This window comes from Stutzerimonas degradans (assembly GCF_024448505.1).
Classification (GTDB): domain Bacteria; phylum Pseudomonadota; class Gammaproteobacteria; order Pseudomonadales; family Pseudomonadaceae; genus Stutzerimonas; species Stutzerimonas degradans.
The window spans coordinates 56272-75462 of sequence record NZ_JAMOHV010000009.1; the positions used below are offsets into that span (position 1 = coordinate 56272).

21 protein-coding genes and 2 pseudogenes are annotated in these 19191 nt (G+C 62.0%); 11 read left to right on the forward strand and 12 right to left on the reverse strand.

The features are described 5' to 3' along the window. Nucleotides 1–14 precede the first annotated feature (14 nt). Nucleotides 15–860: a DMT family transporter gene (locus tag NAV27_RS12840; RefSeq protein WP_102828622.1), complete on the reverse strand. Its 846-nt coding sequence runs from the start codon at nt 858–860 to the stop codon at nt 15–17. Between the two features lie 171 nt (nt 861–1031). Here NAV27_RS12840 and NAV27_RS12845 point away from each other — a divergent pair, with 171 nt between their 5' ends. Beyond that, complete coding sequence (locus tag NAV27_RS12845) at nt 1032–1271, forward strand: hypothetical protein (RefSeq protein WP_008570830.1); 240 nt, start codon at nt 1032–1034, stop codon at nt 1269–1271. A 57-nt stretch (nt 1272–1328) separates the two neighbouring features. On the opposite strand, the gene sulA is transcribed toward NAV27_RS12845, so the two are convergent. Both sulA and lexA read right to left on the reverse strand, forming a co-directional pair. Then, nucleotides 1329–1796 (reverse strand): SOS-induced cell division inhibitor SulA, encoded by a 468-nt coding sequence (gene sulA, locus NAV27_RS12850; RefSeq protein WP_102828621.1) that lies wholly within the window; start codon nt 1794–1796, stop codon nt 1329–1331. Nucleotides 1797–1806: 10 nt separating this feature from the next. Continuing rightward, nucleotides 1807–2415: a transcriptional repressor LexA gene (gene lexA, locus NAV27_RS12855; RefSeq protein WP_102828620.1), complete on the reverse strand. Its 609-nt coding sequence runs from the start codon at nt 2413–2415 to the stop codon at nt 1807–1809. Between the two features lie 192 nt (nt 2416–2607). On the opposite strand from lexA, the gene NAV27_RS12860 reads away from it, so the two are divergent. The 8 genes from NAV27_RS12860 to NAV27_RS12895 all read left to right on the forward strand — a co-directional run bounded on the left by NAV27_RS12860 (nt 2608) and on the right by NAV27_RS12895 (nt 9581). Beyond that, entirely contained in the window at nt 2608–3315 is a 708-nt protein-coding gene (locus NAV27_RS12860) for a TetR/AcrR family transcriptional regulator (protein WP_102828619.1), read from the forward strand. A gap of 40 nt (nt 3316–3355) precedes the next feature. Further along, nucleotides 3356–3892, forward strand: a complete 537-nt coding sequence (locus NAV27_RS12865) for a L,D-transpeptidase (protein WP_102828618.1) — start codon at nt 3356–3358, stop codon at nt 3890–3892. Between the two features lie 3 nt (nt 3893–3895). Beyond that, complete coding sequence (nagZ, locus tag NAV27_RS12870) at nt 3896–4894, forward strand: beta-N-acetylhexosaminidase (RefSeq protein WP_102828617.1); 999 nt, start codon at nt 3896–3898, stop codon at nt 4892–4894. Nucleotides 4895–4922: 28 nt separating this feature from the next. Next, nucleotides 4923–5657, forward strand: a complete 735-nt coding sequence (locus NAV27_RS12875) for an S-methyl-5'-thioinosine phosphorylase (protein WP_102828616.1) — start codon at nt 4923–4925, stop codon at nt 5655–5657. 136 nt (nt 5658–5793) lie between these two features. Then, nucleotides 5794–6291 carry an LEA/WHy family protein gene (locus NAV27_RS12880; RefSeq protein ID WP_008570838.1) on the forward strand — a complete coding sequence of 166 codons (498 nt, stop codon included), beginning with the start codon at nt 5794–5796 and terminating at the stop codon, nt 6289–6291. A 10-nt stretch (nt 6292–6301) separates the two neighbouring features. After that, a complete protein-coding gene (locus NAV27_RS12885) occupies nt 6302–6499 on the forward strand; it encodes an SEC-C metal-binding domain-containing protein (protein ID WP_003289983.1) in 198 nt (65 codons plus the stop codon). A 6-nt stretch (nt 6500–6505) separates the two neighbouring features. Next, entirely contained in the window at nt 6506–6970 is a 465-nt protein-coding gene (locus NAV27_RS12890) for a DUF2489 domain-containing protein (RefSeq protein ID WP_102828615.1), read from the forward strand. A 76-nt stretch (nt 6971–7046) separates the two neighbouring features. After that, entirely contained in the window at nt 7047–9581 is a 2535-nt protein-coding gene (locus NAV27_RS12895) for a penicillin acylase family protein (protein ID WP_102828614.1), read from the forward strand. A 27-nt stretch (nt 9582–9608) separates the two neighbouring features. On the opposite strand, the gene tsaA is transcribed toward NAV27_RS12895, so the two are convergent. From tsaA to NAV27_RS12925, 6 genes are all read right to left on the reverse strand, one after another. Next, complete coding sequence (tsaA, locus tag NAV27_RS12900) at nt 9609–10301, reverse strand: tRNA (N6-threonylcarbamoyladenosine(37)-N6)-methyltransferase TrmO (protein ID WP_102828613.1); 693 nt, start codon at nt 10299–10301, stop codon at nt 9609–9611. A 92-nt stretch (nt 10302–10393) separates the two neighbouring features. Continuing rightward, entirely contained in the window at nt 10394–11602 is a 1209-nt protein-coding gene (gene trpB, locus NAV27_RS12905) for a tryptophan synthase subunit beta (protein WP_102828674.1), read from the reverse strand. 510 nt (nt 11603–12112) lie between these two features. Then, nucleotides 12113–12412, reverse strand: a complete 300-nt coding sequence (locus NAV27_RS12910) for a MerR family DNA-binding protein (protein WP_102828612.1) — start codon at nt 12410–12412, stop codon at nt 12113–12115. Nucleotides 12413–12621: 209 nt separating this feature from the next. Next, nucleotides 12622–13137 (reverse strand): hypothetical protein, encoded by a 516-nt coding sequence (locus NAV27_RS12915; protein ID WP_146029394.1) that lies wholly within the window; start codon nt 13135–13137, stop codon nt 12622–12624. A 406-nt stretch (nt 13138–13543) separates the two neighbouring features. Continuing rightward, the gene (locus NAV27_RS12920) at nt 13544–13888 is read right to left on the reverse strand and encodes a DUF6864 domain-containing function (RefSeq protein WP_369522493.1); all 345 of its coding nucleotides are present in this window, start codon (nt 13886–13888) and stop codon (nt 13544–13546) included. Between the two features lie 306 nt (nt 13889–14194). Further along, nucleotides 14195–14455 (reverse strand): hypothetical protein, encoded by a 261-nt coding sequence (locus NAV27_RS12925; protein ID WP_146029392.1) that lies wholly within the window; start codon nt 14453–14455, stop codon nt 14195–14197. A gap of 148 nt (nt 14456–14603) precedes the next feature. Between NAV27_RS12925 and NAV27_RS19240 the strand changes: the two are divergent. Together NAV27_RS19240 and NAV27_RS19245 are read left to right on the forward strand one after the other, a co-directional pair. Then, nucleotides 14604–14855 (forward strand): annotated as a pseudogene (locus tag NAV27_RS19240) (phage integrase N-terminal SAM-like domain-containing protein); the annotation flags it as partial. A 51-nt stretch (nt 14856–14906) separates the two neighbouring features. Continuing rightward, a pseudogene (locus NAV27_RS19245) lies at nt 14907–15035 on the forward strand (tyrosine-type recombinase/integrase); the annotation flags it as partial. A gap of 42 nt (nt 15036–15077) precedes the next feature. Here NAV27_RS19245 and rimO read toward each other — a convergent pair. From rimO to NAV27_RS12945, 3 genes are all read right to left on the reverse strand, one after another. Further along, complete coding sequence (gene rimO / locus NAV27_RS12935) at nt 15078–16403, reverse strand: 30S ribosomal protein S12 methylthiotransferase RimO (protein WP_102828610.1); 1326 nt, start codon at nt 16401–16403, stop codon at nt 15078–15080. Between the two features lie 144 nt (nt 16404–16547). Beyond that, complete coding sequence (gcvT, locus tag NAV27_RS12940) at nt 16548–17663, reverse strand: glycine cleavage system aminomethyltransferase GcvT (RefSeq protein WP_008567596.1); 1116 nt, start codon at nt 17661–17663, stop codon at nt 16548–16550. A 104-nt stretch (nt 17664–17767) separates the two neighbouring features. Continuing rightward, a complete protein-coding gene (locus tag NAV27_RS12945; RefSeq protein ID WP_102828609.1) occupies nt 17768–19144 on the reverse strand; it encodes an L-serine ammonia-lyase in 1377 nt (458 codons plus the stop codon). Nucleotides 19145–19191: the final 47 nt, after the last annotated feature.

Genomic DNA, 19191 nt, shown 5'->3' on the forward strand with positions numbered 1-19191 from the left:
GCGGCGCTTCCACATCATGACGGTTCTGGCTTGCGAGTCAGCATGACCAGGGCAATGCCGCAGAGAATCGCCGTACCGGCGATCAGCAGGCGGTCCGTCAGTGCTTCGCCAAGCAGCAACGCTCCGGCAACGGCGGTCAGCAACGGCACGCTCAGTTGCACGCTGGCGGCCTGAATCGCCGTCAGACCGGGTAGCGCCGAATACCAGATGGCGTAGCCGACGCCGGAGGCGAGGGCGCCCGAGAGCAACGCGTAAACCAGGCCCGGGATATCCCACTGCAACTGATTCCAGACCGACAGGCTCAGCAGGATGCCCAGCGGCACCGCTCGCACGAAGTTGCCGGCCGTGGCATTCAGCGGGTTGGCGGTCCTGCGTCCCCGCAGCGAATAGATTCCCCAGGCGACTCCGGAAGCCAGCATCAGCAGCGCAGCGCGCCATGACGGTGTGCTGCTGCCCGGCAGCAGCAGAAATACCAGGCCGCCCATTGCCAGGATGAGGCCGAGTACCTGCCAGTGGCCGAATCGCTCGCCACGTATCAGACCCCAGACGATCATGCTCAGCTGCACGGCGCCGAACAGCAGCAACGCGCCGGTGCCGGCGTCGAGATGCAGATAGGCAAACGAGAACGCCGCGGCGTACACGAACAGGGCCGCCGCACCGTACCAGTCACCGTCCGGTATCGCGCGGCGTTCCCGCCGCAGCATCAGAAGCCAGAGTGTCAGCGCACCGCCAAGCAGGCGCACGCCGGTGAAGCTGGCGGGGTCTATGGCGGTGTCTCGCAAGGCGATCCGGCACAGCAGCGAATTGCCGGCGAAGGCAAGCATGGCCAAGGTGGTAAGCAGCAGAATGCGGGGTGTCATGGAGACTCGGCCTGTTCTTGGTGTGTTGTGCCGGGCAGTGTCGGTTCGAGCAATGCTACGTCGTGGATGGCCACCGTGAAACCCGGATCGTAGCGGCTTGCCTGATGCCGGAAGGCTGCTGCGTCGATAGTCGGCTGGTACAATGCGCGCCTTTCTCGGAGAGCTGATCGAATGCCTACCTCGTTTCTGGAAATTGTCGAACTACCTGACGGCCGCATCGTACTGCGCCGTGCCGAAGACGAAGAGGTGCTGGTGACGCTGGATTTCTCCGATGACGCAAAACTTTTTCTGCAGGGCCAGCATGTGGAAATTGCCAAGGCCATGTTCAACGTGGGCGTGCAGATGGCTGGACGGATGTCGGAAGGTGATGGCGAGATCGAGTACGAGGATGAGCCGCGAGTACTGCACTGAGCGAGGTAGGTGTAGCGGGGAATTTGGCACGATCCATGTGCCGGCGGGACTATCTAGCTAGCGGCCCAGACGAATGTTGAGACTCTGAGCGTTGCCCAGGCTGGCGGCGCTGTGCAACGTGCTGCGCGTGCGGGCATCCATGTGAGCAAACCAGCTGACGACGGTGTGGCTACAGCCGGAAGTCAGCGCCTTGCAGGTCAGCTCCAGTGCGCCCTGAATACCGCGCGGCTGCAGCAGAATGATGCGTTCGCGATTCAGCCCGGTTTCGCGCAGCCAGTGCGATGACAGAAATGCCGGAGGGGCGACCAGCGTCAGCCAGCGGCTGTCGGGGGCATCGCTGAGTTCGCGCAGCATGGGGGCGAGTAGCAGCCGACAGTGCTCGCTGTTGCCGCTCAGGCTCAACTCACTCAGGCGCTCGTGTTGCGGCGGCGGTGGCTCGGCGAGAAAGGGCGGCATGCCATGAGCGATCAGCCCCTCGAAGAGAGACAGCTGCGGCTTGGCGTTTGTCGTGGGGAAGTACTGCATCGAACGTCTCCTAGCGGCGTATCACGCCGACACTCAAGCCCTCGATCACGAAGTCTTCATGTTCGAGATCTACTTCGATCGGTGCGAACTCGGCGTTTTCCGCCAGTAACCACACTTTGTCACCTTCGCGCTTGAGGCGCTTGACGGTAACCTCCTCGCCCACCCGTGCGACGACGACCTGACCGTTGCGCGCGTCGCGGGTGCTGTGGACCGCCAGCAAGTCGCCATCGATGATGCCGATGTCCTTCATGCTCATGCCACGTACCCGCAGCAGGTAGTCGGCGCGCGGGTGGAAAAAGTCTGGGTTGATCTGGCAGGACTCCTCGACATGCTGTTGCGCCAGGATCGGTGCGCCTGCCGCCACCCGGCCGATAATCGGCAGACTGCCTTCCTGGGCAGCGGGCTCGAAGTCGGGAATGCGTATCCCGCGCGAGGCGCCGGGCGTCATCTCTATTGCACCTTTGCGCGCGAGCGCCTTGAGGTGTTCTTCGGCGGCGTTGGGCGACTTGAAGCCGAGCTCCTGCGCGATCTCGGCGCGCGTCGGCGGGTAGCCGTGGTCCTCCAGGCAACGCTTGATGAAGGCGAGGATTTCCGACTGGCGGGGCGTCAGCTTGATCATGGCGGTCTCTGTTCTTTTATACAGTGACTGGGATTATATACAGTGATCGGGTGTTGGCAATCGAGTTCTGCGAGCATTCGGTCGCGACGGCGCTGAATGCGAAGATGAGCTAGGCGCCACGCCGCTTTCATGGTTGACTTGGCTATTGGCTGAAACGTAAGTTTCAAACAGATGTTTGTCATTGGAGGGGGCATGGCGCAGTCCGAGACAGTCGAGCGCATTCTGGACGCAGCGGAGCAGCTGTTCGCTGAAAAAGGCTTCGCTGAGACTTCGCTTCGCCTGATCACCAGCAAGGCAGGCGTAAACCTGGCGGCGGTGAACTATCACTTCGGTTCGAAAAAGGCGCTGATTCAGGCAGTCTTCTCGCGCTTTCTTGGCCCCTTCTGCGCCAGCCTGGAACGCGAGCTGGATCGTCGCGAGTCGATTTCCGATAAGCCGGATACGCTCGAAGAACTGCTGGAAATACTGGTTGAGCAGGCCTTGGCGGTTAAACCACGCAGCGGCGACGACCTGTCGATTTTTATGCGCCTGCTGGGGCTTTCCTTCAGCCAGAGCCAGGGCCATCTGCGCCGCTATCTGGAAGACATGTACGGCAAGGTATTCCGCCGCTACATGCTGCGTGTGCATGAGGCAGCGCCGAACATTCCGCCGATCGAGCTGTTCTGGCGCGTGCATTTCATGCTCGGTGCGGCGGCTTTCAGCATGTCCGGGATCAAGGCACTGCGCGCGATTGCCGAGAACGACTTCGGTGCCCGGACTTCGATCGAGCAAATCATGCGGATGATGGTGCCGTTCCTGGCGGCTGGCATGCGGGCCGAGAGCGGCGTGGCAGATGCTGCGCTGGCCGAGGCCCAGCCCAAGGGCAGGCGCAACGCCGTAGCCATGCCGGCTAAGGGCTGAGGGTGCTAGGCGTCAGGTCCTTCGTCTAAGCTAGCCGCCCATGACCCATCTCGATTGTTTGTACATCTCCCTTGCCGACCAGCAGCTCTACGGCTTTGCCGACGGCAAGTTGCGTTGCCGCTTGCCGGTATCCACCGCCCTCAATGGCGCCGGCGAGCGCAACGGCTCCGGTTGCACGCCACGTGGTCGGCATCAGGTACGTGCGCGTATCGGTGGCGATCTGCCGCTCGGCGCGGTGCTGCGTGGCCGGCGCTGGACCGGAGAAGTCTGGTCAGCCGAACTGCACGAGCGCTTTCCCGGGCGCGACTGGATTCTGAGCCGCATTCTCTGGCTGAGCGGCTGCGAAATCGGCCGCAATCGACTCGGCGATGTCGATACCTTTCGCCGCTACATCTACCTGCACGGCACGCCTGATTGCGAACCCATGGGCGTTCCGCTGTCTCACGGTTGCATCCGTATGCGCAATGCCGATCTGGCGCGACTGTTCGAGCAGGTGCCGCTGCATTGCCCCGTCCACATAGAAGAACATGCCCGCCCGGAATGGGCCGGCGCCGAACTCGCTCAAGGATTTATCTGACCCATGCACGGTTCACTGATGCTGGATATCGGCGGTACCTGGCTGACGCCCGAGGATCGCCACCTGTTGCGCCAGCCGGAAGTCGGCGGGTTGATTCTGTTCGCTCGCAATATCGAGCATCCCCGCCAGGTGCAGGAGCTGTGCCGTGCGATTCGCGCGCTGCGGCCCGATCTGTTGCTGGCGGTGGATCAGGAAGGCGGGCGCGTGCAGCGGCTGCGCCAGGATTTCGTGCGGCTACCAGCAATGCGCGAGTTTTCCCGGCATGCCGACGGCGCGCGCCTGGCCGAGGTCTGCGGCTGGGTGATGGCTACCGAGGTGCTAGCGGTGGGCCTGGATATCAGTTTCGCCCCGGTGCTCGACCTCGATCACCAGCGCAGTGGCGTCGTCGGTACGCGTGCCTTCGAGGCGGACCCACAGCGCGCGGTTGAGCTGATCGGCGCGTTCATCCGTGGTATGCGCGCGGCCGGTATGGCCACGACCGGCAAGCACTTCCCCGGTCATGGCTGGGCTGAGGCGGATTCGCACGTGGCGATTCCGGTTGACGGGCGCAGCCTCGACGAGCTGCGCAATCACGACCTGCTGCCGTTCCGCGCACTGGCGCCTGTGCTCGATGCGGTGATGCCGGCGCACGTGATTTTTCCTGAAGTCGATGCACAGCCGGCAGGCTTTTCGCGCCGCTGGCTGCAGGACATCCTGCGTGGCGAGCTGGGCTTTCGTGGGGTGATCTTCAGTGATGATCTGTCGATGGCAGGGGCGCATGTAGCAGGTGATGCAGCGGCCCGTATCGAGGCCGCGCTGGTGGCCGGTTGCGATATGGGGCTGGTATGCAACGACCGCGCAGCCGCAGAGCTGGCGCTGTCCGCGTTGCAGCGCCTGGGTGTGCTGCCCGCGCCGGCTCTCGCGCGCATGCGCGCCGCCGGCACCGCATCGCTCGACTACAAGCAGCAGCCGCGCTGGCTCGAATCGATTGCGACGCTGCGCAGCGTCGGGCTCATCGACTGATCACGCCGATACTCCAAGGAAAGATTCCATGACTGTCCACGCCATTATCGGCGGCACTGGCCTGACCGAACTCAGCGGGCTCATGCTGCGCGAGATCAGATCGATCGAGACGCCCTACGGCCTGCCTTCTGCCGACATCGTGTGCGGCGAGTTCGCCGGGCGCGAGGTCCTGTTTCTCGCCCGTCACGGACACCCGCATCGCATCGCGCCGCATCAGGTCAACTACCGGGCGAACCTGTGGGCGCTGCGTCATGCAGGCGCGCAGGCTGTCATCGCGGTAAATGCCGTCGGCGGCATCCATGCCGCTATGGGGACCGGGCATTTTTGCGTACCGCATCAGATCATCGACTACAGCTACGGTCGCGAACATACCTTCTTCGCTGGCGACCTCGACCACGTCACCCACATCGATTTCAGTCATCCCTACGATGCGCAACTGCGTGAACGGCTGATCGTCGCGTTGCAGGCTCAGGGTTGCGCCTTCAGCGACCACGGCGTCTATGGCTGCACGCAAGGGCCGCGCCTGGAGACGGCGGCCGAGATCGCCCGAATGGAGCGCGATGGCTGCGACATCGTCGGGATGACCGGCATGCCCGAGGCTGCGCTGGCGCGTGAACTGCAGTTGCCTTACGCGTGCCTGGCGCTGGTGGTCAATCCGGCGGCGGGCAAGGCGAACGAGGTGATCACCATGGGCGCGATCGAGGCGGCGTTGGTCGAGGGTATCGGTCTGGCCCGTGCCGTGTTGGCCCGAGTTTTGGCCTGAGCGTCGACATACAAACGAGGTCGCGGACGGAAACCGGCCTGTCATCCAAATGTAGGAAACTGCCTTCTTTTATGGTCGCTCCCCGTTGCGGCCCAAGCGCCGCTTGTTACACTGAGCCGTCCTTTGGAGTACCGGTATGCTTTGCCCGCCACGAATAACAAGAACGCTAAACACCGTGGTTCTGCTGGGTCTTTTCAGCCTGCTGAGCGGTTGCTCCACCTGGTTCGGCGCCGAGTTTCGCGATCCGCGCGTCGAGCTGACGAAGGTCGAGATCATCAAGGCGCGGCTGCTGGAACAGCAGTTTCTGCTGCGCTTTCGCATCGACAACCCCAACGACCGCAGCCTGCCGGTACGCGGGCTCGTCTACACGGTGCACCTGAACGATGTCGAACTGGCCAGCGGCGAATCCAGCGGCTGGCTGACGGTGCCGGCCAACGGCTTCGACTATTACGAAGTACCGGTGCATACCAACCTGTGGCGACACATGAAATACATCGTGCGCCTGCTGGAAAAGCCTGATCGGCCGATCCGCTACCGCTTCGACGGCGAGATCAAGACCGGCCTGATGTTCGGCCGCAAGGTGCATGTCGCGAGCAATGGCGAGATAATCCCCGGCAACTTCATCCCTGAGTAGTAGACGCAACATGAACCACGAAACCCACGTCCACGGCCCCGACTGCAATCACGATCACGACCATGCGCACGATCACCATCATGTGCACGGGCCGCACTGCAATCACGGCCATCATGAGCCGGTGCGCAATCCGCTGAAGGACGTCGGTCGCAACGACCCGTGTCCGTGCGGCAGCCAGAAGAAATACAAGAAGTGCCACGGCGCCTGACCGACCATGACTCCGCTCGTTGTCACGCTGCTGGTCGTCGCTACGCTGCTGGTCGGCGCGCTGGCTGGCTACGCGTTGTACCTGTGGCGCCGGGTGTGGCGTAACGAGCGACTGCTGGCTGAGGCGCAGACCAAGCGTCACGCTGCGCTGGCTGAAGACCTGCGGATTCTCGCCAGCTGTCTGTTGGACGAGCAGCTGCCGTTGATCGAAGGTGCCATCCGCATCAAGGTGCTGCTCGACAACTACGACTCTGCACTGGGGCAGGACCCGCGCTGCGAGGTGTTCCAGAAACTGTTCGAGGCGACTGAGCAGGTCCCCACGCACGCTGCGTGGAAGGCACTGGACAGCAAGGAGCGACGCCGTCACGAGGCGAACTTCAGCGCCCTGGAACTGCAGCACAAGGCGGCCGCGCGACGCTCGGCGCGCTGGTTGCTCGACGAGGCGCTGCCCAACCCCGGCCGCGCGGCCTGAGGGTCAACCCCGGCACTTCCTGCGGCTCATACACTCACTACCATTACTACCGGCTTTGCGCTCTCAGGAGTCGTCGATGACGCTGCGTCTGCCTTTTCCCTTGGTTCGCCTGACCGTTGGCATGGCGTTCGGCCTGGTCAGCCTTGCCGGTTGCCAGTCCTATCTGGACAACCGCTACAGCGCCGGCCTGCCGCCGGCGCAAGGTATCCAGCCGTTGTCCGGCCTGGCCGGCAGCGCGAGCATTCGGCGCAACTCCCTGGGGATGCCCTTGATCGAAACCTCGTCGTTTCACGATGCGCTGTTCGCGCTGGGCTACGTTCACGCCACGGACCGCCTGAGCCAGATGGTCAGTCTGCGCCTGACCGCTCAGGGCCGGTTGGCGGAGATGGCCGGACCGGGCGTGCTGGAGATCGACCGCTTCATGCGCACGGTGAATTTGCTCCAGAGTGCCGAGCTGCTCTATCGCGAAAGCTCGCCACGGATGAAGAAGTTCTTCGAGGTCTACGCCCGCGGCGTCAACGCCTATCTGTTCCGTCACCGCGACCGCTTGCCGATGGATCTCGCCGAGTCCGGCTACCGCCCCGAATACTGGAAGCCCGAGGACTCGGTGCTGGTGTTCTGCCTGCTCAATTTCGGCCTGTCGGTAAACCTGCAGGAGGAGATCGCCGCGCTGGTCATGGCGCAGAAGGTCGGCAGCGACAAGCTGGCCTGGCTGCTGCCTACCTACCCGGACGAGCCGCTGCCGGTGGAGGAGGCGGCCAAGCTGCAGGGGCTGAACCTGGGCGGGCAGATTCCGGGGCTTGCCGCGCTGGAGCGCGCCGCCGGTCAGGTCGCGGCGCTGAACATGCTCGGCGTCGCCGCATCGAACAACTGGGCGATTGCCGGCAGCCATACGCGCGGTGGCAAGCCGATCCTGGCCAACGACACCCATCTGCCGCTGTCGATGCCCTCGTACTGGAATTTCGTGCAGATCCGCGCACCGAAATTCCAGGCCGCAGGTGTCTCCATTGCCGGTGTGCCGGCGGTGGTTGCCGGTTTCAACGGCAAGCTGGGCTGGGGCATGACGATGGTCATGGGTGACAACCAGGACCTGTTCCTCGAGCGCATTCGTCGCGAAGGCTCGCGCCTGATGTATCAGGCCGACGGCAAGTGGCTCGCCGCGCGCGAGCGGCATGAGACGTTCTTCATCAAGGGGCAGCGGCCGGTTCGCGAAATCATCTACGAAACCCGCCACGGCCCGTTGCTCAACAGTGCACTGGGCGAGCGCAAGCACCCGATTCAGCCGTTGCAGCTCGGCAGCGGCTATGGCCTGGCGCTCAAGACCACGCAGCTGGAAGCGGACAAATCGCTGGATGCGTTTTTCGACCTGTCGCGCGCGCAGTCCGTCGATGAAGCCTTCGCCGCCACCGGCAGGATCGGCACGAGCGCGTTGAACATGGTCTTCGCCGACCGTCAGAGCATTGGCTGGCAGGTGACCGGACGTTTTCCCAACCGTCGCGAAGGGCTCGGGCTGATGCCGTCGCCCGGCTGGGACGGGCGCTACGACTGGGACGGGTTTGCCGATCCGATGCTGCATCCCTACGACCAGGACCCCGCGCAGGGCTGGCTGGGCACCGCCAACCACCGCATAGCCCCGCGCGGCTATGGCATGCAGCTTTCCAGCACCTGGTATGCGCCGGAGCGCTTCGAGCGTCTCGCCGAGCGGGCCGGGCGCGGCAAGCACGACACCCGCAGCACCATCGCCATGCAGTACGACCAGACCACGACATTCGCCGCCAAGCTCAAGGCGATGTTCGAGGCGCCCGGGATGGCCGAGCCGCTGCGTGCCGCCATCGCGGCGCTGCCAGCCGGCGAGCGTGCCAAGGCCGAGGAAGCCTTCCGGCGGCTGCTGGCGTTCGACGGCCGTCTCGCCGCCAGCTCGGCGGATGCCGCGCTGTATGGCGCGTTCCTGCACGAAAGTGCGCGCCATACCTTCCTCGATGAACTGGGGCCGGACGACAGCCAAGCCTGGAAAGCCCTGCTGCAGGTGTCTGGCCTGTCCTATTCGGCGCAGGCCGATCATCTGCTCGGCCGCGACGACAGTCCGTTCTGGGACGACATCGGTACGCCGCAGGTCGAGGACAAACCGGCGATCCTGGCGCGCGGCCTGGCCGCAGCGGTGAATCTGCTGGAGGCGCAGCTGGGGCACGACCGCAGCGGCTGGCAGTGGGGCAAGCTGCATCGTTACGAGTGGCTTACCGGCAGTACCCAGCTGGCGCCGCACCTGCCGGCTGGGCAGGCGCGCTCGATCAAGGCGCTGCACGGCTATCTGGATCGCGGACCCTATCCGGCGGGTGGCGACCACAGCACGCTGAACGTCTCGGCGTACCACTGGGGCGAGGGGTTCGATACCTGGCTGATTCCGGCGATGCGCATCATCGTCGACTTCAATCAGGCAGAGCCGATGCTCGGCGTGAACAGCTCGGGTCAGTCAGGCAATCCGGCCAGCCCGCATTACGCGGACGGTATCGAGGCCTGGATGAAGGCGCAGTACCTGAGTTTCCCGTTCCAGCCAGCCAACCTGGACAAGGTCTATGGCACCCGGCGCCTGTTGCTGACGCCGAAGAAGTAGCCGCTTCGCGTGATCGAGGTGGCAGCGCTAGGCGCGAACCACCTCGATCACGCGGATTGTGTCCGGCGCGGGGTAGTGCCAGCGGACTTGCACGTCCCAGAACTGCGTGCCATAGCGCCGTTCGGGATCGGGCTTCTGGTACGCCGGGCGTGGGTCCTGCGCCAGGCACTGTTCGATCAGTTCCACCAGCGGCTCGCCTAGGCGCAGCGCCTCGCCACGGGCCTGAGCCAGCCCTGACTCGCTCCACTGCACCTCGAGCAACCGGGGCGGTGCCGCCGCCATCGCATTCGTGGCGTTTGGCAGAGCATCGGCGTAGGGCACGTAGGGTTTGATATCGATCACCGGCGTGCCGTCGAGCAGATCGATGCCGGAAAGCCACAGCCGATTCGCCTCCACCTTCTCGAGTTTCACCACCGATTGGCCGATGCCGTTGGGACGATGCGTCGCGCGGGTGGCGAACACGCCGGTCATGCGATTGCCGCCCAGGCGTGGCGGGCGCACCCTGAGACGCGGCTTGTCCTCCAGCGCCTGATGGAACAGGAACAGCAGCCAAACATGGCTGACCTGCTCCAACCCGGCCACCGCCTCGCCGGTGTCGAACGGCGGCAGCAGTTCCAGCACGCCGCGTGCGGCGGGGGCCAACTGCGGTTGGCGCGGGATGGCGAACTTCTCTTTAAAGCAGGAGTGCAGGATGCCGACAGGGCGGACGTTATGCAGCATGGAAGGCGCCCGGGAAAGGAACGAGGCTGCGGATGATACGCGCCGCACGCGGCGAGAACACCCCGCGCCGCGAGCGCGGGGCGCAGGTTCGACTACAGGCCCAGCAGGCGCGCGACGTAGTCAGCGTCCTTGTCACCACGGCCGGACAGGTTGACCAGAATGTGCGCGTCCTGCGGCAGTGTCGGCGCCACGCGGATCGCCCAGGCTACTGCATGGGCGCTTTCCAGCGCCGGGATGATGCCTTCCACGCGCGACAGGGTCATGAACGCGTCGAGGCATTCCTGATCGGTCGCGGTCTGATAGTTCACCCGGCCGAGATCCTTCAGATAGCTGTGCTGCGGGCCGACACCGGGGTAGTCCAGCCCGGACGCGATGGAGTGCACGGCTGACGGATTGCCCTCGGCATCTTCCAACACGTAGCAGGCCATGCCATGCAGTTCTCCGGGCTTACCCTTGGACAGCGTGGCCGAGTGGCGACCGGGCTTGTCCAGGCTTTCACCCGCCGGTTCGATACCGACCAGCTCGACCGCAGCATCCTCCAGGAAGGCGGTGAACATGCCCATGGCATTGGAGCCGCCACCCACGCAGGCGACAACCTGATCGGGCAGACGGCCATGTTTGGCCAGGAACTGCGCACGCGCCTCGGTACCGATGATCGACTGGAAGTCGCGGACCATCTTCGGGAACGGATGCGGGCCGACCACCGAACCGATGGCGTAGATGTAGTTGTGCGGGTCCTTCAGGTATTCCTCGAAGGCACTGTCCACCGCTTCCTTGAGCGTCGCCGCACCGCGGGTCACCGGCACCAGCTTGCAGCCGAGGATCTTCATCTTGGTGACGTTGGGGTGTTCCTTCTCGATATCCACCTGGCCCATGTGGATCTCACAGGGGATGCCCACCAGCGCGCAGGCGGTGGCCAGGGCCACGCCGTGCTGGCCGGCGCCGGTCTCGGCGATCACCTTGGTCTTGCCCATGAATTTGGCCAGTAGCGCCTCGCCCAGGCAGTGATTGATCTTGTGCGCGCCGGTGTGGTTCAGGTCCTCGCGCTTGAGATGAATCTGCGCGCCACCGAGCTGCTCGGACAGGCGTCGGGCATGGAAGATCGGGCTCGGCCGGCCGACGTAGTCAGCGAAAAGGGCCGCCAGTTCCTGCTGAAAGTCCTCGCGCTGGCGGATTTCCTCGTACGCCAGGTTGATGTCGTCCATGGCCTGCTTGAGGTGCGGCGGCACCAGCTGGCCGCCATAGGGGCCGAAGTAACCGTTGGCATCGGGCATGGCGGCGAAGCGCGAGTCTTGGGTCATGGTCGTGCGAGTCCTGATAGGGGTCGTGAAAATCTGCAGTTTATCGGAGGCAATTCGTTCGGGGCTGCGGCAGATCAGCATGCGGGCCGGCCTCGTGCATCCACAGCGATCAGTGTGGCGCGTGGTTGCCCACCGAGGCAGCGCTGGACGAGCTGCCAGATCCCGCAGGAGCGGTGATAGCGGGTATTCACGCGGCGACCCGGGCCGAGGCGTGGGCGGATTCTATGCCGCCTCACCACAATCGCGGAATCCGGCCAGAGGTCAGCAGTACCTGGCTGAGGACCAAGGCCGTTCGTTCAGCAATAGCTGGTTTGGGCGGAGCCTGGCTGGTGGGGAGGCGGGCGGCAGATTGCTCCTCAGCCGCAGCGTTGAACTAGCCGGCCTGGGTGCAGGCTCGGTTGAGTCTGGCATTAGCCATCACCCTCGGTAGCTGGTCGCCTTGAGAATTGGTGGATCGAGGTAATTTCACCCGGTGCTATTCCGAGCGATTCCAGAAAATCCTGATGCGCATCAGGCGACATCTTCTCGAATTCCGCATGCCATTTTTGCATTCTTTCTTCGTTCAATCCGGTGAAGGCGAGTAGCGCAATCCACTGCTCCTTGGTCATTGAACGACTCTTTCGCAGCCTGCGCGTCGCCGAGCAATTGGGCGATGACGTGTTGTTGTTGTCGGAGTCTGGTGATTTCCTCGTTGACCTTCTGCAAGTGACGTTCCAGCACCACAGGAGCAGATGCGCCATCGGCCTGTAATAGCGCTCCGATGACATCCAGCGAGAGCCCCGCATCGCGATAGGTCATTATCCCTTCCATGCGCTGCACATCATCTTAGGAATAAAGGCGATAGCCAGACTGGTGAGGAGAAATATAAAGATCTCGATGGTCTCGATGCTTATTTGAGATGTAGTTTGATATTTTCTAAAGTGTAAGCTCACCATGCTTTTCAAGAATTTTTAGTATTTTAGTTGCATGCCCTTTCATGGCGATTGGCCGGCTTCTAACGTTTGGTTAAGGGGCGGGCTTTAGCCCGTCCCAGTGAGCGCAGCGAACGGTTTGAACCATTTGTTAGCGGTGATACCACGTGGCATTTTTGGCTTTGCCTGCCGGCGTATATTTTTAAGAATCTCAGCCATTTCTGCTAAATTCTCGTATCCTTCAAAACGTAGATTGCTGAAAGATTTGGTGGTTAGCAGCAGAGATTTAACATTGCCTTTTATGCTCTGAATTCTAAGGCTTTCTATATCCGATAACGGCATGCTCACAACCGCGCCCTTGTGAGATATATCAATTTTGTTTTCAGATTCAATTATGGCTACGGTTGGATAGGATGAGTCGTGATTTTTTATATTTTTATATGCGCCGGGCAAATGCTTTATGAGCAACAAGGCAGTAACCGCAGATAGTATTTTGTGATACATGCTCTCACTGGCAATGAACATCCAGGCAGCGCCTGAAATTATGCCAACCACCAGTAGTGCGGCGAGCATTGTTTTTCGCTTGTCGCTACGTTTGTATTTTTCTGATACGTGGAAATTCATATATACCGCTAACGTTTGGTTAGGGGGCGGGCTTTAGCCCGTCCCAGTGAGCGAAGCGAGCGATTTGAACCAGTTGTTATAACCTTCACTCACCTTTACCGAATGCATAGCCAAGTGCCAGTGTAATAATTGGAACAAAAACACTCCAAATTTGGACTATTGATTGCAATAGTGCATCGCCCTCGGATGCTACAAAAATAGATCGCACAAAAAGCAGAGCGCTTAGCCCGGATGCAATGATGAAGCTCCAGGTTATTGTCATCCAAATAAATGAGTCTTTTGCATTTCTGCCGGTACCAATATGGTCGGCAATTTTACCAGCAGTTTCTTTATTTGTAAGTGAGCCGGCTTTCCCTTCAATAGTACTTTCTTTAGCATCTGGAAGCTTAATAGAAGCCTTGCATATTCAAGCTCCCATTAGCATGAATGTGTAGCAGAACTGACGAATATCTCCCGAACCGAGAGGTGTATTTACAAACCATGTGGCAAATAGCCTCTTTCCTCCAAGAGTGCCAATTTCAACAGGTTCTATTTTTCCTTGGCCTAGAGAGTTACTGATGTTGTAAAGACTAATAACCAATTCATTGTCAACCACTTCTGCGCTAAATCGAGAGCCTTCTGAGTCACTTTTGAATTCATACTTAATAACGAGATTGGCTAGTGAAAACTTCACCTCTGGCATACTCAAATGCACAACTCCGGATGCGATGACCTCATATCCCGAGGTGGTAATTTTTAGTGAGGTATTCAGAGTGCTGTAACAATGTGATACTCCCCGATGTTTAAGTTTTGGTTATAACGTTTGGTTAAGAGGCGGGCTTTAGCTCGTCCCAGTGAGCGAAGCGAACGACTTGAACCACTAGTTAGATTAAACATTGCCGCCGTCGTGAATTTTAAGCGCTTTTGCGATAGCTTCTCTGAGCGCTGTTATTTCCTTAATGTGTTGTTTTGGTGATACTGGGTTTTGGTTAAATTTTGCTAGCTTTAAGTGCTCGCCCCTAGGACCGCTTAGGTGCAAAGACCTACTTGCGTAACTTTCGACCTGTGTATGAATTCTTTAAAAAATTGAAAGATCAATATCCGGCTGACGCCGAAATGAGTATGCTTTTCGGTAGACATATCTTAAGGTCTTTCGTCGTGCGTCTACCAAGGCTGCTACTGGCCTCGCCAACATAAAAATGTTAAAGATCAATAACACAGCGACTGCAATTGCGACTCCGGCCAATTTCAATGCAACTATAAATAAAGCTGCTGAATAAAAAGCTTGCAATAGCCCCTGCCGGGAGTTTACAGGGAGCTCGATGATTTCTTCAGTCATGTGAATGATCTAACTAATAAGTAGGCGACACAAATCGCGTAAAAAACTACGCCACATGTGTCGCATAAATTCCTTGTCGCCCTGCAGGTCCTGTCTAGCCTGAAAAACGCATCAACAGATGCGACATGAATCAGGGAGCAACAGCGACATGGATAACAAGCCTAGGCTGCTCGACCAGGTGCGAGGGCAGATTCGATTGCGACACTATTCGATTCGTACCGAAGCTGTCTATTTGGAGTGGATCAGGCGCTTCATTCGTTCTCATAAGTACCGACATCCAATGGGCGCGTCTGAAGTGGAGGCCTTTCTCAGTGATCTGGCGGTGCGCCGTGATGTTTCGGCGTCCACGCAGAACCAAGCGCTGTCGGCGATTCTGTTTCTGTACAAGCAGGTGTTGCAGATAGAGTTGCCTTGGCTGGAGGGTGTGATCAGGGCGAAGCACGCATTTGCTGAGAGCGGCCAGGACATTCGCACGGTGCAGGAGCTGCTCGGCCATGCCGATGTGAAAACCACGCAGATCTACACCCATGTCCTCAATCGCGGTGGCCTAGCGGTGCTCAGTCCGCTCGACCGCCCATGAAAAAGCCCCGCATGAGCGGGGCTTCTTTGGCAGGCGCGGTGATCAGATCACTTCGGCCCAGAGGTCGTACTCGTCGGCGTCGGTGACGCGTACACGGACTTTGTCGCCCGGCTGCAGCGGCTGTTCGCTGTCGACGTAGACCATGCCGTCGATTTCCGGTGCGTCGGCCCAGGAGCGGCCGATGGCGCCGTCTTCGTCCACTTCGTCGATCAGCACGTCCATTTCGCGGCCGACCTTCAGCTGCAGGCGCGCGGCGCTGATGGCTTGCTGGTGGGCCATGAAGCGGTCCCAGCGGTCCTGCTTGATCTCGTCCGGCACCGGCTCCAGGCCCATCGCCTCGGCCGGTGCACCATCGACCGGCGAGTACTGGAAGCAGCCGACGCGGTCGAGCTGGGCTTCAGTCAGCCAGTCGAGCAGGTACTGGAAGTCCTCTTCGGTCTCGCCGGGGAAGCCGACGATGAAGGTGGAGCGGATGGTCAGCTCGGGGCAGATCTCGCGCCACTTCTGGATGCGCGCCAGGGTCTTGTCCTCGAAGGCCGGGCGCTTCATGGCCTTGAGCACCTTCGGGCTGGCGTGCTGGAAGGGGATGTCCAGGTACGGCAGGATCTTGCCGGCGGCCATCAGCGGGATCACGTCGTCGACGTTCGGGTACGGATAGACGTAGTGCAGGCGCACCCATACGCCCATCTTGCCCAGCGCTTCGCACAGTTCGAGCATGCGCGTCTTGACCGGCTGGCCGTCCCAGAAGTCGAGCTTGTACTTGAGGTCCACGCCGTAGGCGCTGGTGTCCTGGCTGATCACCAGAATCTCCTTCACGCCAGCCTTGACCAGCCGCTCGGCCTCGGACAGCACGTCACCGACCGGGCGGCTGACCAGCTTGCCGCGCATCGACGGGATGATGCAGAAGCTGCAGCTGTGGTTGCAGCCTTCGGAAATCTTCAGGTAGGCGTAGTGGCGCGGGGTGAGCTTGATGCCCTGCGGCGGCACGAGGTCGATGAAGGGATCGTGCTCGATGCTCGGCGGCACCACTTCATGCACCGCGTTGACCACCTGCTCGTATTGCTGCGGGCCGGTGACGGCCAGCACGCTGGGGTGCACGCCGCGGATGTTGTTCTCGTCCACGCCCATGCAGCCGGTGACGATCACTTTGCCGTTCTCAGCGATCGCCTCGCCGATGGCGTCCAGTGATTCGGCCTTGGCGCTGTCGATGAAACCGCAGGTGTTGACCACCACCACATCGGCATCCTCGTAGGACGGCACGATCTGGTAACCCTCCATGCGCAGCTGGGTGAGGATGCGCTCGGAGTCAACGGTTGCTTTCGGGCAGCCGAGGGACACGAACCCTACGCTTGGAACTTTATTCGACATGACAGGCCGGGCCTCGGTGATGCGGCAGGGGAAAAATGGCGCGAGATTATACAGCGATCCGCGCCTTTTCGATGCCCGTCGCGATGCCGAATATCAGCTCGTACCATGGCCCGCCTGCAACGGATCGCCGTGGTGGCACGGCGATCAGCCGCGGTAGTAGCGTTGCGGCACGAACGGCGTCTTGGACACTTTCATCGGCACGCGCTTGCCACGCACCACGGCCCAGACCTCGCTGTCGAGCGCAGCATGGCTGCTGGCGACATAACCCATCGCCAATGGCGCGCCCAGGCTGGGACCGAAGCCGCCACTGGTGACCTGGCCGATCGGGCTGCCATCGGCATCGACGATCTCGGCACCTTCGCGTACCGGCATGCGGTCCTGCGGCAATAGGCCGACGCGCTTGCTCGGCACGCCGTCGCGCTGCTGGGCGAAGATGCGTTCGGCACCCGGGAAGCCGCCGGCCCGCGCGCCATCGGCGCGGCGTACCTTGGAGATGGCCCACAGCAGGCTGGCATCGATGGGGGTGGTGGCGCTGCTCATGTCGTGGCCATACAGGCACAGGCCGGCTTCCAGGCGCAGCGAGTCGCGCGCGCCGAGGCCAATCGGCTGGACTTCCGGCTCGGCCAGCAGGGCGCGGGCGAGCTGTTCGGCGGCGACCGCCGGTACGGAAATCTCGAAACCGTCCTCGCCGGTGTAGCCGGAGCGGCTGACATAGCAGTCGATGCCGGCCACGGCGACCCGCGCGAAGTTCATGAAGGTCATCTTCGTCACGTCCGGCGCCAGGCGCGCCAGCACGTCGACGGCGCGCGGTCCCTGCAGGGCGAGCAGCGCGCGCGACTCGAACAGCGATTCGATCTCGCAGCGGTCGCCGATGTGTTTGCGCAGATGGGTAAGGTCCTGCTCCTTGCAGGCGGCGTTGACCACCAGGAACAGCCGGTCGTTGCCCAGGTTGGCGACCATCAGATCGTCGAGGATGCCGCCGTTCTCGTCGGTGAACAGCGCGTAGCGCTGCATGCCCACCGGCAGGTCGATGATGTCCACCGGCACCAGGCTTTCCAGCGCGGCCGCGGCCTGCGGGCCGTGCAGCAGGATCTGGCCCATGTGCGAGACGTCGAACAGACCGGCCTGCTCGCGGCAGTGCAGGTGTTCCTTGAGCACGCCCAGCGGGTATTGCACCGGCATGTCGTAGCCGGCGAACGGAACCATCTTGGCGCCCAGTTCCAGATGTAGGGCGTGCAGCGGAGTTTTTTCCAGGGACATTGCTCGTTCCTCAATTTGAAGGAGCCGCAAACTGCAACCGCGCGCCGCAGGTGAACATGACGCTTCACGTGCCGTGTGCCGATGTCAGCTTGCCGCTGCTTTTTTCAACATTCGATGATGTTCACGGCCAGCCCGCCGCGGGCGGTTTCCTTGTACTTGCTCTTCATGTCCGCACCGGTCTGGCGCATGGTGCGGATGACCTTGTCCAGCGAGATGAAGTGATGGCCATCGCCACGCAGCGCCAGACGCGCGGCGTTGATCGCCTTCACCGAGCCCATCGCGTTGCGCTCGATGCACGGCACCTGCACCAGTCCGCCGACCGGATCGCAGGTCAGTCCGAGGTTGTGTTCCATGCCGATCTCGGCGGCGTTCTCGACCTGCTGTGGGGAGCCGCCGAGCACTTCGCACAGTGCGCCGGCGGCCATCGAGCAGGCCACGCCGACCTCGCCCTGGCAGCCGACCTCGGCGCCGGAAATCGAGGCGTTCTCCTTGTAGAGGATGCCGATGGCCGCGGCCGTGAGCAGGAAGCGCTCGACGCCCTCGATGTTGGCGCCCGGGATGAAGCGCATGTAGTAGTGCAGCACCGCCGGCACGATGCCGGCCGCGCCGTTGGTGGGCGCGGTAACCACGCGTCCGCCGCTGGCGTTCTCCTCGTTCACTGCCAGCGCGTAGAGGTTCACCCAGTCCACGACCGACAGCGGGTCGCGCAGCGCGGCCTCGGGGTTGCCGCTCAGCTGGCGGTACATCGCCGCCGCGCGACGCTTGACCTTGAGGCCGCCGGGCATGATGCCCTCGTTGTGACAGCCGGCTTCGACGCAGTCCTGCATGACCTGCCAGATGCGTTGCAGGCCGTTGCGGGTTTCCTCGTCCGGGCGCCAGGCGCGCTCGTTCTCGCGCATCAGCGCGCTGATCGACAGCCCGTGCTCGGCGCACAGCGCCAGCAGTTCGGCGCCGCTGCGGAACGGGTAGGGCAGCGGGGTGCTGTCCTCGACGATGCGATCGGCACCGGCGGCGCTGTCGTCGACCACGAAGCCGCCGCCCACCGAGTAGTACTCCCGCGAGCGCAGCTGCAGGCCAGCGGCGTCGAAGGCACGAAAGATCATGCCGTTGGGGTGGTACGGCAGCGGTTTGCGAATCAGTGCCAGGTGTTCCTTCTCGACGAAGCGGATCGACCGTTCACCGCCCAGCTTCAGCTCGCCGCTGGCGCGGATCGTCTCCAGGCGCTGCGGGATCAGGGCAGTGTCGACCCGCTCCGGCAGTTCGCCTTCCAGGCCGAGCAGCACCGCCTTGTCGCTGCCGTGGCCTTTGCCGGTGGCACCGAGCGAGCCGTACAGCTCCACCCGCACGTTCGCCGTGGCGGCCAGCAGATCGTCGCGACGCAGGCCGTCGACGAAGCGCACCGCCGCGCGCATCGGGCCGACGGTGTGCGAACTGGATGGCCCGATGCCGATCTTGAACAGGTCGAAAACGCTCAGGGACATGGCGTGTACTCCAATTGCGGGAGCCGTACCAGCGGCCCGCGCAACAT